Origin of the sequence: Pantoea septica (assembly GCF_002095575.1) — a bacterium.
In the GTDB taxonomy this organism is placed as follows: domain Bacteria; phylum Pseudomonadota; class Gammaproteobacteria; order Enterobacterales; family Enterobacteriaceae; genus Pantoea; species Pantoea septica.
The window spans coordinates 1-11,921 of record NZ_MLJJ01000030.1; the positions used below are offsets into that span (position 1 = coordinate 1).

Here is an 11,921-nt window from a genome sequence, read left to right on the forward strand (position 1 = left end):
GTAATGGCCGCTTCGCGTCAACGCCTTTCCGGTAAAAAAGCGGGAAAACGTGACTGATTGCCTGATTTTCAGGCAAAAGCGGCAAAACCCTAGGCCAGCGCGCCGTTAGCGCGGCACAGCGCGATGCGCAACACATCTTCCGCCAGACGTTTGGCGGTCGCCACGTCCTGCACATTACGCTTCACCAGCAGCTTGCTGAGACAGCCTTCAAGAATCAACTCAAGCTGGTCCGCCACCATCGTCGGATTATCCAGCCCCAGCTCAACCAGAATGCTGTGCGTGAAGTGCCAGGAAGCCTGTTTTTGCTGTTCGGCAATCTGATGCACCGGCTGATCCGGCTGCGGATAAAAGCTGCAGGCGGCGATGAACAGGCAGCCGGGGAAGCGGCCTTTCTGCACCTGTTCGCTCAGCACATGATAGCGCGCCAGCAGCTTCTGCTCGCCGTCGAGCTGCTCGCTGAGCAACACCTGACGCCGCCAGCTGTCGATCTGCTGCCCGTGATAGCGCAGCGCATCGTAAAGCATGGCGTCGCTGTCGGGCCAGAGCGCCTCCAGCTGCGCCAGCGTCATGTCGCTGCTGGCAGCCAGCTGCGGTAGTAATGACGTCGTCGCCGCCAGTCCATTTTTTTCGAGCACATTCAACGCATGCTCGAGTACCTGTTCACGCTGCAAATGACGTCTCCTCTCTGTACGAGTCCGCCTGAGGCGGGGGATTCCAGTGTCGTTCAACGCGCCCGATTCTGCAAATGCGCGAGAAAATCCTCTGCATTAAGGAAACCCGTCACGCGCGAACCGGGGATCTCGCGGCCCTGCGCATCGAAAAACAGAATGGTGGGCAGGCCGAGCACCTGAAGATGCCGCAACAGGGCGTTATCCGAGGCGTTATTCGCGGTGACGTTAGCCTGCAATAGCTGGTAACGGCTTAGCGCCTCACGCACGCCCGGATCGCTAAAGGTATATTTTTCAAACTCTTTGCAGGCTACGCACCAGTCGGCATAAAGATCGACCATGGTGACGCGGTCGTTGGCCTGCCGCAGCGCCTCGTCCAGCTGCGGCGCGGAGGCGATACGCTGGAAGGGAAGCTGCGCCGCCGTCTGCGCCGTGGCGGGCGCGCCCCAGACCCATTCCTGCAAGGGACGTGCGCTAATAAGCGCCGCCGCCAGCATCGCTATCTGTATGAGTCGCCATTTGCCGCCCTGACCGCGCAGGCTGCTGCAAAAGGCCCAGGCGAAACAGGCGACGCCCAGCGCGCTCCAGAGCCGCATTCCCCACAGATCGCCCAGCACGCGCTCCAGCAAAAACACCGGCAGCGCAAGAATAACGAAGCCGAAACCCTGCTTGACCGTCTGCATCCACGGCCCGCTTTTCGGCAGCAGGCGGTTGCCGAACATCGTCACCACAATCAGCGGCAGGCCCATGCCCATGGCGTAGAGCCACAGCGTGCCCGCGCCAGCCCAGAGATTACCGCTCTGGGCGATGTAGAGCAGAATGGCGCTGAGCGGTGCGGTGGTGCAGGGCGAGCAGATTAACCCCGCCAGCGCGCCCATCAGGAAAACGCCGGGTAGCGATCCGCCCTGCTGGCGGTTGCTCCATAACGTCAGGCGCGTCTGGACGCTGGCGGGAAGCTGCAGCTGGAACAGGCCGAACATCGACAGCGCCAGCAGAGTGAAGATCAGCGACAGGCCGATCAGCACATAAGGATGCTGCAGCGCCGCCTGAAAGCGCAGGCCTGCCGCCGCGACCACGACGCCCAGCAGCGTATAGGTGAGCGCCATGCCCAGCACGTAGATCAAGGCGAGGCTAAACAGCCGCAGCAAAGCGCCGCTGCGCTGGCCGCCGAGGATAATCCCGGCAATCAGCGGATACATCGGCAGCACGCAGGGCGTAAAGGCGACGCCGATGCCGATCAGCAGCGCCCAGAGCGGCGAGAAGGGCAGCGGCGCGGCTGGCGCGGGCTGAACGCTGGCCGCTGGCGACGTCGCGCCAGCGGCCACCGGCGTTAGCGGAATGGTGCGCGTCTCGGGCGGATAGCAGAAGCCCGCCGCCGCGCAGCCCTGCCAGGTCACGATGAGGCTGGCGCCGCTGGCGGCCTGGCGCAGCTGCACCGGCACCTGAAGATCCTGCGAATAGATTTCGCTTTTGCCGTAGAACTCATCCTCATGCGGCTGCCCTGGCGGCAGCGCCACCGGCGCCATTTGCGCCTGCTGCGCGCTGACATGAATCTGCTGGCGGTAAAGGTAGTAGCCCTCTTTGACCTTCCAGCTGAGCGTCAGCTGCCGGCCCTGCTGGCTGAAATCGAAAGCAAACGCCTGGTCCACGGGGACAAAGCGGCTGGTGGCGTGAGGGGAGAAAATCGACGCCTGCGTCGGCAGCGTGATAAACAGCGCCAGCGCGAAGGCGATCAGGCAAGAGATGCGTGCAGCCATGACAAGTATTCACTGTCTCCATGTTGAACCGGTAGCGCCAGCAGTTCGGGCACCTCAAAAGGGTGTTCGCGCTTCAACAGATCCATTAGCGCCTGCTGGTGCGTCGTACTGCTTTTTAACAGCAGCTGAACTTCGCTGGCCTGCTCCAGCTTGCCCTGCCAGACGTAAAGCGACGTGGCGCCGGGCAGCAGCGTGACGCAGGCGGCGAGCTTCGCCTCCAGCGCCAGGGCGGCCAGCCTCTGCGCGCAGGCTTCATCCGGCGCGGTACAAAGAATCACAACGGCGTTCATCCTGTGGCTCCTGTTGCGGAAAGCGACGATGATAGCACGCTCGCCGCGCCTCAGGCTTTACCGGTTGTAACAGCCCTACAGCACCAGGCCGCCGATCAAAAAGCCGAACAGCACCGACAGCGCGATCGCCAGCACGCCCGGCACGATAAAGGCGTGGTTAAAGACATATTTGCCGATGCGCGTCGAGCCGGTGTCGTCCATTTCCACCGCCGCCAGCAGCGTCGGATAGGTCGGCAGCACGAACAGCGCGGAAACGGCGGCGAAGGAGGCGATGGCGGTATGCGGCGACACGCCCAGCAGCAGCGCGGCGGGCATTAGCGCCTTGGCGGTGGCCGCCTGCGAATAGAGCAGCATCGAGGCGAAAAAGAGCGCTACCGCCAGCAGCCAGGGCGCCTGCTGCAGCAAGTCGCCCGCCAGCTGCTGGATCTCGCCGATATGCGCTTTGACGAAGGTATCGCCGAGCCAGGCGACGCCCATCACGCAGACGCAGGCGCTCATGCCAGACTTGAAGGTGCTGGCGCTGAGGATGGCGCTGGTGTCGATTTTGCAGCTCAGCGAGATGAGCGTGGCGATGGTCAGCATAAACACCACAATCGCTTCGTTGCGCGGCAGCGGCGGGTCGGCAATCAGGCCTACGCCGTCGCTGATTGCGGTGGCGTAGAGCACCACGGCGGCGATGCCGATCAGAAACAGCAGCACCGACCGCCTGGCGCCGGGCTTCTCTTCATAGCGGCTTGCTCCGCGTAGCTTCACTTCGCCTTTGGCGAGGCGCGCCTGATAGACCTCGTCTTCATGCAGTTCCTTGCCGAGGAAGTTGGTGACCAGCGCGGCGAGAAACAGGCCGATCATCGTCGAAGGAATGGCGATCGCCAGCAGGGCGATATAGCCGACGCCGCGCGGCTCCAGCAGCGAAGCGAAGAAAACCACTGCGGCGGAGAGCGGCGAGGCGGTAATGGCAATTTGCGAGGCGACCACGGCGATAGAGAGCGGGCGCGACGGGCGCACGCCTTGCTCTTTCGCCACTTCGGCAATCACCGGTAGCGTCGAGAAGGCGGTATGGCCGGTGCCCGCCAGCAGCGTCATCATATAGGTTACCAGCGGCGCCAGCAGCGTGACGTAGCGCGGATGGCGGCGCAGTAGCCGTTCCGCCAGGCTGACCAGATAATCCATGCCGCCCGCGACCTGCATCGCAGCGATGGCGGCGATCACCGCCATAATAATTTCAATCACGTCAAAGGGGATGGCGCCGGGCTTCAGCCCGCAGATCAGCGTCAGCGCCAGCACGCCCAGCCCGCCCGCGAATCCGATACCGATACCGCCCAGACGCGCGCCCAACCAGATCGCCAGCAGGACGATCGCTAATTCAACGACGATCATTCGTCACCTCATGAGAGTGAGAAAAAGAGCCGGTTATGTACCAAATAAAAAGGCGCGCCGTGTTGATCGCGGCGCGCCTTTTTTATCATTGTGAAAATTGACCTACTGTTCGTTTTCGTCAGTGTAGCGACGCGCCTTGTAGACCGGGTACATCAGGTTCTGCACCGAGAAGATATCGTCCAGCTCGCTTTCGGTCAGCAGGCCGCGCTCCAGCACTACTTCACGCACGCTTTTACCGGTCTCCGCGCAAATTTTGCCGACGATATCGCCATTGTGATGGCCAATGTACGGGTTGAGGTAGGTCACGATGCCGATAGAGTTGAACACGTAGGCTTCGCACACCGCTTTGTTGGCGGTGATGCCGTTAACGCATTTTTCCAGCAGGTTGTAGCAGGCGTTGGTCAGGATGCTGATCGACTCGAACAGCGCCTGGCCGATCACCGGCTCCATCACGTTGAGCTGCAGCTGACCCGCCTCCGCCGCCATGGTTAAGGTGGTGTCGTTGCCGATCACCTTGAAGCAAACCTGGTTCACCACTTCCGGCACCACCGGGTTGACCTTGGCGGGCATAATCGAGGAGCCCGCCTGCAGTTCCGGCAGGTTGATCTCGTTTAGGCCCGCGCGCGGGCCGGAAGAGAGCAGGCGGAGGTCGTTGCAGATCTTCGACAGCTTCACTGCCAGTCGCTTCAGCGACGAGTGCACCATCACGTAGGCGCCGCAGTCAGAGGTCGCTTCGATCAGATCTTCCGCCGGCACCACCGGCAGATTGCTCACCTCGGCGAGACGCTGAACCGCCAGCTGCTGATAGCCGTCCGGCGTGTTGAGGCGCGTGCCGATCGCCGTGGCGCCCAGGTTCACCTCCAGCAGCAGCTCGGCGGTGCGCAGAATGCTGCGCGTCTCTTCGTTCAGCAGCACGTGGAAAGCGTGGAACTCCTGGCCGAGCGTCATCGGCACCGCGTCCTGCAGCTGGGTGCGCCCCATCTTGAGAATGGTCTCAAACTCCGCCGCCTTGCGCTCAAAGCCTTCGCCCAGCTCTTTGATCGCGTCCAGCAGCTTCAGAATCGAGCTGTAGACCGCGATGCGGAAGCCGGTGGGATAGGCGTCGTTGGTAGACTGGCATTTATTGACGTGATCGTTCGGGTTGAGGAACTGGTATTCGCCTTTCTGATGGCCCATCAGCTCCAGCCCGATATTGGCCAGCACTTCGTTGGTGTTCATGTTGACCGAGGTGCCTGCGCCGCCCTGATAGACGTCGACCGGAAACTGATCCATGCATTTGCCGTTGTTCAGCACCTCGTCGCAGGCCTGAATAATAGTGTTGGCGATATTGCGCGGAATGGTTTGCAGCTCTTTGTTGGCGAGCGCGGCGGCTTTTTTCACCATCACCATGCCGCGGACGAATTCGGGGATGTCGCTGATTTTACTGTTGCTGATACGGAAATTTTCAATCGCACGCAGAGTATGAACGCCGTAGTAGGCATCGGCGGGGACTTCACGCATGCCTAGCAGGTCTTCTTCGATACGAATGTTGTTCGCCATGATAACCTTCTTGTTATTGGCCGCTTGCGCTGGCGCCATCCATCACAGGTGATGTGTTGATTTGTCGTGGAAAGCCGGAGCCGACAGTGTATCCGCCTCGTCACCGGCGCGCACGATCATATGCTGCCGCCGGGCTAAAGCGCGAGCCTGGAGACGTATCCATGCATCAATTATCGCTGTAATAACCACGATATGTGAGATTGCGCACAAATTTAACCCTACTGTAAATATTTGAAAACAGCGGTTGAATTAGCGTTACGGCAGGCCCATCTCATAGCCAGGCCGTCTAAAACGGCGTTTACCGCTGCCTGCCTGACGCAGAGCAGCCCGACTAAAAGGAGAATACGGTGCGCTGGTTACCGTTAATCATTATTTTTGCGCTCGCCTGGATTGAGATCACCCTGTTTATTCAGGTGGCTCACGCGCTGGGCGTATTGCTGACCATGCTGCTGGTGATCTTCACCTCGGCGATCGGCGTGTCGCTGGTGAAAAACCAGGGCATGAAAAACTTTATGCTGATGCAGGAGAAGCTGGCGCGCAACGAGAGCCCGGCCGAAGAGATGATTAAAAGCGTATCGCTGATCATCGCGGGCTTTCTGCTGCTGCTGCCTGGCTTCTTTACCGACTTCCTCGGCCTGCTGCTGTTGCTGCCGCCGGTGCAAAAACATCTGACCCTGAAGCTGATGCCGCACCTGCGCGTCTGGCGCGGGCCAGGCGCCGGCCCGGACAGCGGATTTACCGTGGATGGGGAGTATGAACGCAAGGATAGCGATCGCATCGGCCATGACGACCGCCACGATCGCTAAGCGCGGGCAGAAGAGAAGCGTGACCTGAGCGTCGCGCTTTTTTATGGCCGAGGCAAAAGCGGCCTTTCGCGCAAAAAATGGGCAGTTGTCATAGGCAGGTAAAAAAATTGTCCTGCTGCCCCTTGAAAGCCATTTTGACCGACCCTATCTCTTGCACCACGAGGCCGGAAGCCCTGCAGCCCGGCGTTCAACCCAAAAACTGAATGATTGGACTTCTCAAAGGAGAGCTATCTAATGAAAATTCGTCCGTTGCACGATCGCGTTATCGTCAAGCGTAAAGAAGTTGAAGCTAAATCTGCTGGCGGCATCGTTCTGACCGGCTCTGCAGCAGGCAAATCAACCCGTGGCGAAGTTCTGGCCGTGGGCAATGGTCGCATCCTGGAAAATGGCGAAGTGAAGCCGCTGGACGTTAAAGTTGGCGATCTGGTGATCTTTAGCGAAGGCTACGGCGCGAAAACCGAAAAGATCGACAACGAAGAAGTGCTGATCATCTCTGAAAGCGACATTCTGGCGATTGTTGAAGCGTAATTACGCGGAACTCACTGAACGAAACGAATTTAAGGGACAATTGAAATGGCAGCTAAAGACGTAAAATTCGGTAATGACGCTCGCGTAAAAATGCTGCGCGGCGTGAACGTACTGGCAGATGCAGTAAAAGTTACCCTGGGCCCGAAAGGCCGTAACGTGGTTCTGGATAAATCTTTTGGTGCACCGACCATCACTAAAGATGGCGTGTCCGTAGCGCGTGAGATCGAACTGGAAGACAAGTTCGAAAACATGGGCGCGCAGATGGTGAAAGAAGTTGCCTCTAAAGCGAACGACGCAGCAGGCGACGGCACCACCACTGCAACCGTACTGGCTCAGTCAATCATCACCGAAGGCCTGAAAGCTGTGGCTGCGGGCATGAACCCGATGGATCTGAAGCGCGGTATCGACCAGGCCGTTATCGCGGCGGTTGAACAGCTGAAAGCGCTGTCCGTTCCTTGCTCAGACTCTAAAGCTATCGCGCAGGTCGGCACCATTTCCGCTAACTCCGATGAGAGCGTCGGCACCCTGATCGCCCAGGCGATGGAAAAAGTGGGTAAAGAAGGCGTGATCACCGTTGAAGAAGGCACCGGTCTGCAGGACGAGCTGGACGTGGTTGAAGGTATGCAGTTTGACCGCGGCTACCTCTCTCCGTACTTCATCAACAAGCCGGAAACCGGCGCGGTTGAGCTGGAATCGCCGTTCATCCTGCTGGCTGACAAGAAAATCTCCAACATCCGCGAAATGCTGCCGGTGCTGGAAGCCGTTGCTAAAGCGGGCAAACCGCTGCTGATCGTCGCTGAAGACGTTGAAGGCGAAGCGCTGGCAACGCTGGTGGTCAACACCATGCGCGGCATCGTGAAAGTCGCTGCGGTGAAAGCGCCGGGCTTCGGCGACCGTCGTAAAGCCATGCTGCAGGATATCGCTATCCTGACTGGCGGTACCGTTATCTCTGAAGAGATCGGTATGGAGCTGGAAAAAGCGGCGCTGGAAGATCTGGGCCAGGCAAAACGCGTTGTGATCAACAAAGACACCACCACCATCATCGACGGTGTGGGTGAAGAGGCGACGATTCAGGGCCGCGTAACCCAGATTCGTCAGCAGATCGAAGAAGCGACCTCTGACTACGACAAAGAAAAACTGCAGGAGCGCGTAGCGAAACTGGCAGGCGGCGTGGCCGTTCTGAAAGTGGGCGCAGCAACTGAAGTTGAAATGAAAGAGAAGAAAGCCCGCGTTGAAGATGCCCTGCACGCAACCCGTGCTGCGGTAGAAGAAGGCGTGGTAGCTGGCGGCGGCGTAGCGCTGGTTCGCGTTGCAGCACAGCTGGCTAATCTGCGTGGTCAGAACGAAGACCAGAACGTCGGTATCAAAGTTGCGCTGCGCGCAATGGAAGCGCCGCTGCGTCAGATCGTTTCTAACGCCGGCGAAGAGCCGTCTGTTGTCGCTAACAACGTGAAAGCGGGCGACGGCAACTACGGTTACAACGCGCAGACTGAAGAATACGGCAACATGATCGACTTCGGTATCCTGGACCCAACCAAAGTGACCCGTTCTGCGCTGCAGTACGCGGCCTCTGTTGCGGGTCTGATGATCACCACCGAGTGCATGGTGACCGACCTGCCGAAAGGCGACGCGCCTGATTTAGGTGCTGGCGCTGGCGGCATGGGCGGCATGGGCGGAATGGGCGGCATGATGTAATTGCCCTGACGCTTTTGCTATCTGAAAAACCCCCGATCGGAAACGGTCGGGGGTTTTTCTTTTGCAGATGAAAAGGGTATAAGTAAGGGCGCAATACTTCGGCTTTGCGGGTTCAGGGCAATGAATGTTCAGAAAAAAGAGATACTTTTCTGCTACGCTGCCGCCCGATACTGATGATAATAAATGGGGATTACAATGCGGATTAACCTCTTGCTCGGACTGGCGGTCGGTACCTTGTTGCTGGCGGGATGCAGCAGCTCTCATCAGCTGAGCGCTGGCGGCGAACGTGTCACCTTCACCGATCAACAACCGGGCAGCGACTGTCAGCTTCTGGGTAACGTCACGGGTTCACAGAGTAACTGGCTGAGCGGTTCGGGCGGCGAGGGCAGCTCGCTGCGCGGCGCGGCCAACGATCTGCGCAACCGCGCGGCGGAAATGGGCGGCAATGTGATTTACGGCGCGACCAGCCCGACGCAAAACCTGTGGTCCGCTTTCGCGCCTCTGGACAGCAAAATGAACGGGCAGGTCTATAAATGCCCGGCGAAAGCCTGATCGTCTTTGCCATTCTGTTGATAACGGCCGGTTTTTACCGGCCGTTAATTTTTGTGGGCGGGAGGTTGGCACGCTACTCCTGACGCAGCTGCAGGTCGAGCGGCGTTTTGCTCGGCTCGCCGCCAATCTCTCGCGCCAGCTTCGGCACCATATAGCCGGACACCTGCGTCAGCAGCGTGCGCACCAGCGCGCGGGCCTCTTCATCGGAGACGTAAAAGTGCGCTGCGCCCTGCACCTTATCCAGAACGTGCAGGTAGTAAGGAAGAATGCCCGCGTCGAACAGTGCGTTGCTGAGATCGGCGAGCGCCTGGGCGTCGTTATTGACGCCGCGCAGCAGCACGCTCTGGTTAAGCAAGGTAACCCCGGCGCGCTTCAGCTGCTGCATCGCGGCCGCCAGCGAGGCGTCGATCTCCTGCGCATGGTTGATATGGGTCACCATCAATACCTGCAGGCGCGTTTCCGCCAGCATCTGGCACAGTCCATCTGTAATGCGCGCCGGAATAACCACTGGCAGACGGCTGTGGATACGCAGTCGTTTCAGATGGGGAATCTGCGCCAGCGCGTCAATTAGCCACGTCAGTTCATGATCTTTCGCCATCAGCGGATCGCCGCCGGAGAAGATGATTTCGTCCAGTTCGGGATGGGCGGCGATATAGTCGATAGCCGTTTGCCAGCTGCGCTTGTTGCCGGGGTTATCCTGATAGGGAAAATGACGGCGGAAGCAGTAGCGGCAGTTGACCGCGCAGCCGCCTTTGACCAGCAGCAGCGCGCGGTTTCTGTACTTATGCAATAAGCCCGGCACCACGCTGCTCTGCTCGTCAAGCGGATCGGCGCTGTAGCCCGGCGCCTGGATAAACTCCTCGCGCTGGGTAAGCACCTGCAGCAGAAGGGGATCCTGCGCATCGCCCGGCTTCATGCGCGCGATAAAGGCGCGCGGCACGCGCAGCGCGAAAAGCTGACGGGCGTCACGGCCAGCGGCCAGTTCCGCATGGTTTTCAAGGCCTAAAAGTCGCAGTAATTCATCAGGTTCGGTGACAACATCAGCAAGTTGCTGCAACCAATCTTCTCTGGAAGGGGGTTTTAGGGTTACAATGTGTGCCATTTTTTTGGCTATTACCAGTTCAATATTTACAGAGGGCCTTTATGGCGACTTATCTTAGCAACGATTTTCGTTCCGGTCTTAAAATCATGTTCGAAGGCGAGCCTTACGCCATCGAATCCAGTGAATTCGTTAAGCCAGGTAAAGGCCAGGCATTCGCACGCGTAAAAATGCGTCGTCTGCTGACCGGTACGCGCGTTGAGAAAACCTTCAAGTCTACCGACTCAGCTGAAGGCGCAGACGTTATCGATATGACGCTGCAGTACTCCTATAACGACGGCGACTTCTTCTACTTTATGCACCCGGAAACCTTCGAGCAGTATCAGGTTGAGTCGAAAGTGCTGGAAGACGTGCAGAAATGGCTGCAGGACAGCGCAGAGTGTATCGTTACTCTGTGGAACAACAAAGCCATCGCCGTTCAGGCGCCGAACTTTATCGAAGCGGAAGTGATTGAAACCGATCCGGGCCTGAAAGGCGATACCGCTGGCACCGGCGGCAAGCCTGCTAAACTGGCGACCGGCGCCGTGGTTAAAGTGCCGCTGTTCGTTCAGATCGGCGAAGTGGTTAAAGTCGATACCCGCTCCGGCGAATACGTTTCACGCGTAAAATAAGTGCGAAGGCGCATCCAGGGATGCGCCTTTTTCATCTTCTCGCGCCTGCAATACTTTTCACGGCTGCGGCGAAGAGGCTTCCCACCCTGGCGGCGCCGTTCCACGCGCGGCAAAATAGTCCCGCTCGATAACCTTTTTTCTGTGCCTTTCAGTACGTTTGGCCATAAGCGGTCTATGCTTAAAGCGCTGTACTTGACTGCAACCACAAAAAGGATATTGCCATGTTAAAGAAAAGTATTGTTGCGATTTTCTCAGTGCTGGTGCTCTCTTCTCTGCTGTCCGCCTGTAACACCACGCGTGGTGTCGGCGAAGACGTAGAAGCGGGCGGCCAGGCTATTCAGCGTACTGCGCAGTAAACTCTTCAAGCCGGTACGATTCCGTCGTACCGGTTATTTCTGCTTAACCCAAATCAGATCCTCGACCGGGAAACCGGCCTGCCGCGCCTGTTCCACCAGCTTCTGCTTCACGCCTTCATCCAGCTGCGGCGTGCGCGATAATATCCACAGATAGTGACGATTCGGACCGCATACCAGCGCGTAGCGGTAATCCTTGTCCAGCGCGATAACGTTGTAGCCGCCGTAAAAGGGACCGAAGAAAGAGACTTTTAGCGCGGCGCGCTGCGGGTCGCCGGTGAAGTACGCCTTGCCTACGCTTTCCTGCCATTTCTGCTTCTGCGGCTTGTAGCCGCGGTTGATGACCTTGAGGCCGCCATCGTCGCGCGGGCTATAGGTCGCCGTGACCTGTTCCAGGCCGCGCTCGAAGCGGTGATCGAGGCGCGCGATTTCATACCAGGTGCCGAGATAGCGCTGGCTGTCGAACCCTTCGACGACGGTAACGTTTTTCGGCGGCGTGGTAGAGCAGGCTACTGAAAGCATTGAGCCCAGGCCTGCGATGAACGTTTTCCATGGGGACATAAGCGATTCCTTTTTGATTGAACAGATTCAGTATAGTTGCCGCTGCGATTTTTCTCTGGCTTAGGACGGCTGATTGTCTGCCGGA

Annotated in this window: 13 protein-coding genes; 6 read left to right on the forward strand and 7 right to left on the reverse strand. The window is 58.7% G+C overall.

What is annotated here, in order from left to right; translation table 11 throughout:
* Positions 1-89 precede the first annotated feature (89 nt).
* From dicD to aspA, 5 genes are all read right to left on the reverse strand, one after another.
* Positions 90-671, reverse strand: coding sequence for a division control transcriptional repressor DicD (gene dicD / locus HA46_RS15360; protein ID WP_084885242.1), 582 nt, complete (start codon positions 669-671; stop codon positions 90-92).
* A 53-nt stretch (positions 672-724) separates the two neighbouring features.
* A complete protein-coding gene (locus HA46_RS15365) occupies positions 725-2,425 on the reverse strand; it encodes a protein-disulfide reductase DsbD (RefSeq protein ID WP_084885244.1) in 1,701 nt (566 codons plus the stop codon).
* Positions 2,401-2,715, reverse strand: coding sequence for a divalent cation tolerance protein CutA (gene cutA / locus HA46_RS15370; RefSeq protein WP_033793276.1), 315 nt, complete (start codon positions 2,713-2,715; stop codon positions 2,401-2,403). Before cutA ends, HA46_RS15365 begins: the two co-directional genes overlap by 25 nt.
* A 75-nt stretch (positions 2,716-2,790) precedes the next feature.
* Positions 2,791-4,092, reverse strand: coding sequence for an anaerobic C4-dicarboxylate transporter (locus HA46_RS15375; RefSeq protein ID WP_084885246.1), 1,302 nt, complete (start codon positions 4,090-4,092; stop codon positions 2,791-2,793).
* A gap of 102 nt (positions 4,093-4,194) precedes the next feature.
* On the reverse strand, positions 4,195-5,631 hold the full coding sequence (aspA, locus tag HA46_RS15380) for an aspartate ammonia-lyase (RefSeq protein ID WP_033793295.1): 1,437 nt from the start codon (positions 5,629-5,631) through the stop codon (positions 4,195-4,197).
* A 347-nt stretch (positions 5,632-5,978) separates the two neighbouring features.
* Here aspA and HA46_RS15385 point away from each other — a divergent pair, with 347 nt between their 5' ends.
* From HA46_RS15385 to HA46_RS15400, 4 genes are all read left to right on the forward strand, one after another.
* Positions 5,979-6,437: an FxsA family protein gene (locus HA46_RS15385; protein WP_033749241.1), complete on the forward strand. Its 459-nt coding sequence runs from the start codon at positions 5,979-5,981 to the stop codon at positions 6,435-6,437.
* Between the two features lie 234 nt (positions 6,438-6,671).
* Positions 6,672-6,965 carry a co-chaperone GroES gene (locus HA46_RS15390; protein WP_033749242.1) on the forward strand — a complete coding sequence of 98 codons (294 nt, stop codon included), beginning with the start codon at positions 6,672-6,674 and terminating at the stop codon, positions 6,963-6,965.
* A gap of 45 nt (positions 6,966-7,010) precedes the next feature.
* On the forward strand, positions 7,011-8,660 hold the full coding sequence (gene groL, locus HA46_RS15395) for a chaperonin GroEL (RefSeq protein WP_033793278.1): 1,650 nt from the start codon (positions 7,011-7,013) through the stop codon (positions 8,658-8,660).
* 195 nt (positions 8,661-8,855) lie between these two features.
* Entirely contained in the window at positions 8,856-9,212 is a 357-nt protein-coding gene (locus HA46_RS15400; RefSeq protein WP_033749244.1) for a DUF4156 domain-containing protein, read from the forward strand.
* 73 nt (positions 9,213-9,285) lie between these two features.
* Here the strand turns inward: HA46_RS15400 and epmB are convergent, their stop codons facing one another.
* Positions 9,286-10,314 carry an EF-P beta-lysylation protein EpmB gene (gene epmB / locus HA46_RS15405; RefSeq protein ID WP_084885249.1) on the reverse strand — a complete coding sequence of 343 codons (1,029 nt, stop codon included), beginning with the start codon at positions 10,312-10,314 and terminating at the stop codon, positions 9,286-9,288.
* 41 nt (positions 10,315-10,355) lie between these two features.
* Between epmB and efp the strand changes: the two genes are divergently transcribed.
* Entirely contained in the window at positions 10,356-10,922 is a 567-nt protein-coding gene (gene efp / locus HA46_RS15410; protein WP_084885251.1) for an elongation factor P, read from the forward strand.
* 221 nt (positions 10,923-11,143) lie between these two features.
* A complete protein-coding gene (locus HA46_RS15415; RefSeq protein WP_033749247.1) occupies positions 11,144-11,278 on the forward strand; it encodes an entericidin A/B family lipoprotein in 135 nt (44 codons plus the stop codon).
* Between the two features lie 33 nt (positions 11,279-11,311).
* On the opposite strand, the gene HA46_RS15420 is transcribed toward HA46_RS15415, so the two are convergent.
* Positions 11,312-11,836: a lipocalin family protein gene (locus tag HA46_RS15420; protein WP_033749248.1), complete on the reverse strand. Its 525-nt coding sequence runs from the start codon at positions 11,834-11,836 to the stop codon at positions 11,312-11,314.
* Positions 11,837-11,921 lie beyond the last annotated feature (85 nt).

Coding starts and splice junctions, on each gene's coding strand:
- HA46_RS15400 (WP_033749244.1), top strand. CDS start 8,856: ATGCGGATTAACCTCTTGCTCGGACTGGCGGTCGGTACCTTGTTGCTG.
- efp (WP_084885251.1), top strand. CDS start 10,356: ATGGCGACTTATCTTAGCAACGATTTTCGTTCCGGTCTTAAAATCATG.
- HA46_RS15415 (WP_033749247.1), top strand. CDS start 11,144: ATGTTAAAGAAAAGTATTGTTGCGATTTTCTCAGTGCTGGTGCTCTCT.
- HA46_RS15375 (WP_084885246.1), bottom strand. CDS start 4,092: ATGATCGTCGTTGAATTAGCGATCGTCCTGCTGGCGATCTGGTTGGGC.
- epmB (WP_084885249.1), bottom strand. CDS start 10,314: ATGGCACACATTGTAACCCTAAAACCCCCTTCCAGAGAAGATTGGTTG.
- HA46_RS15420 (WP_033749248.1), bottom strand. CDS start 11,836: ATGTCCCCATGGAAAACGTTCATCGCAGGCCTGGGCTCAATGCTTTCA.
- HA46_RS15365 (WP_084885244.1), bottom strand. CDS start 2,425: ATGGCTGCACGCATCTCTTGCCTGATCGCCTTCGCGCTGGCGCTGTTT.
- HA46_RS15390 (WP_033749242.1), top strand. CDS start 6,672: ATGAAAATTCGTCCGTTGCACGATCGCGTTATCGTCAAGCGTAAAGAA.
- groL (WP_033793278.1), top strand. CDS start 7,011: ATGGCAGCTAAAGACGTAAAATTCGGTAATGACGCTCGCGTAAAAATG.
- cutA (WP_033793276.1), bottom strand. CDS start 2,715: ATGAACGCCGTTGTGATTCTTTGTACCGCGCCGGATGAAGCCTGCGCG.
- aspA (WP_033793295.1), bottom strand. CDS start 5,631: ATGGCGAACAACATTCGTATCGAAGAAGACCTGCTAGGCATGCGTGAA.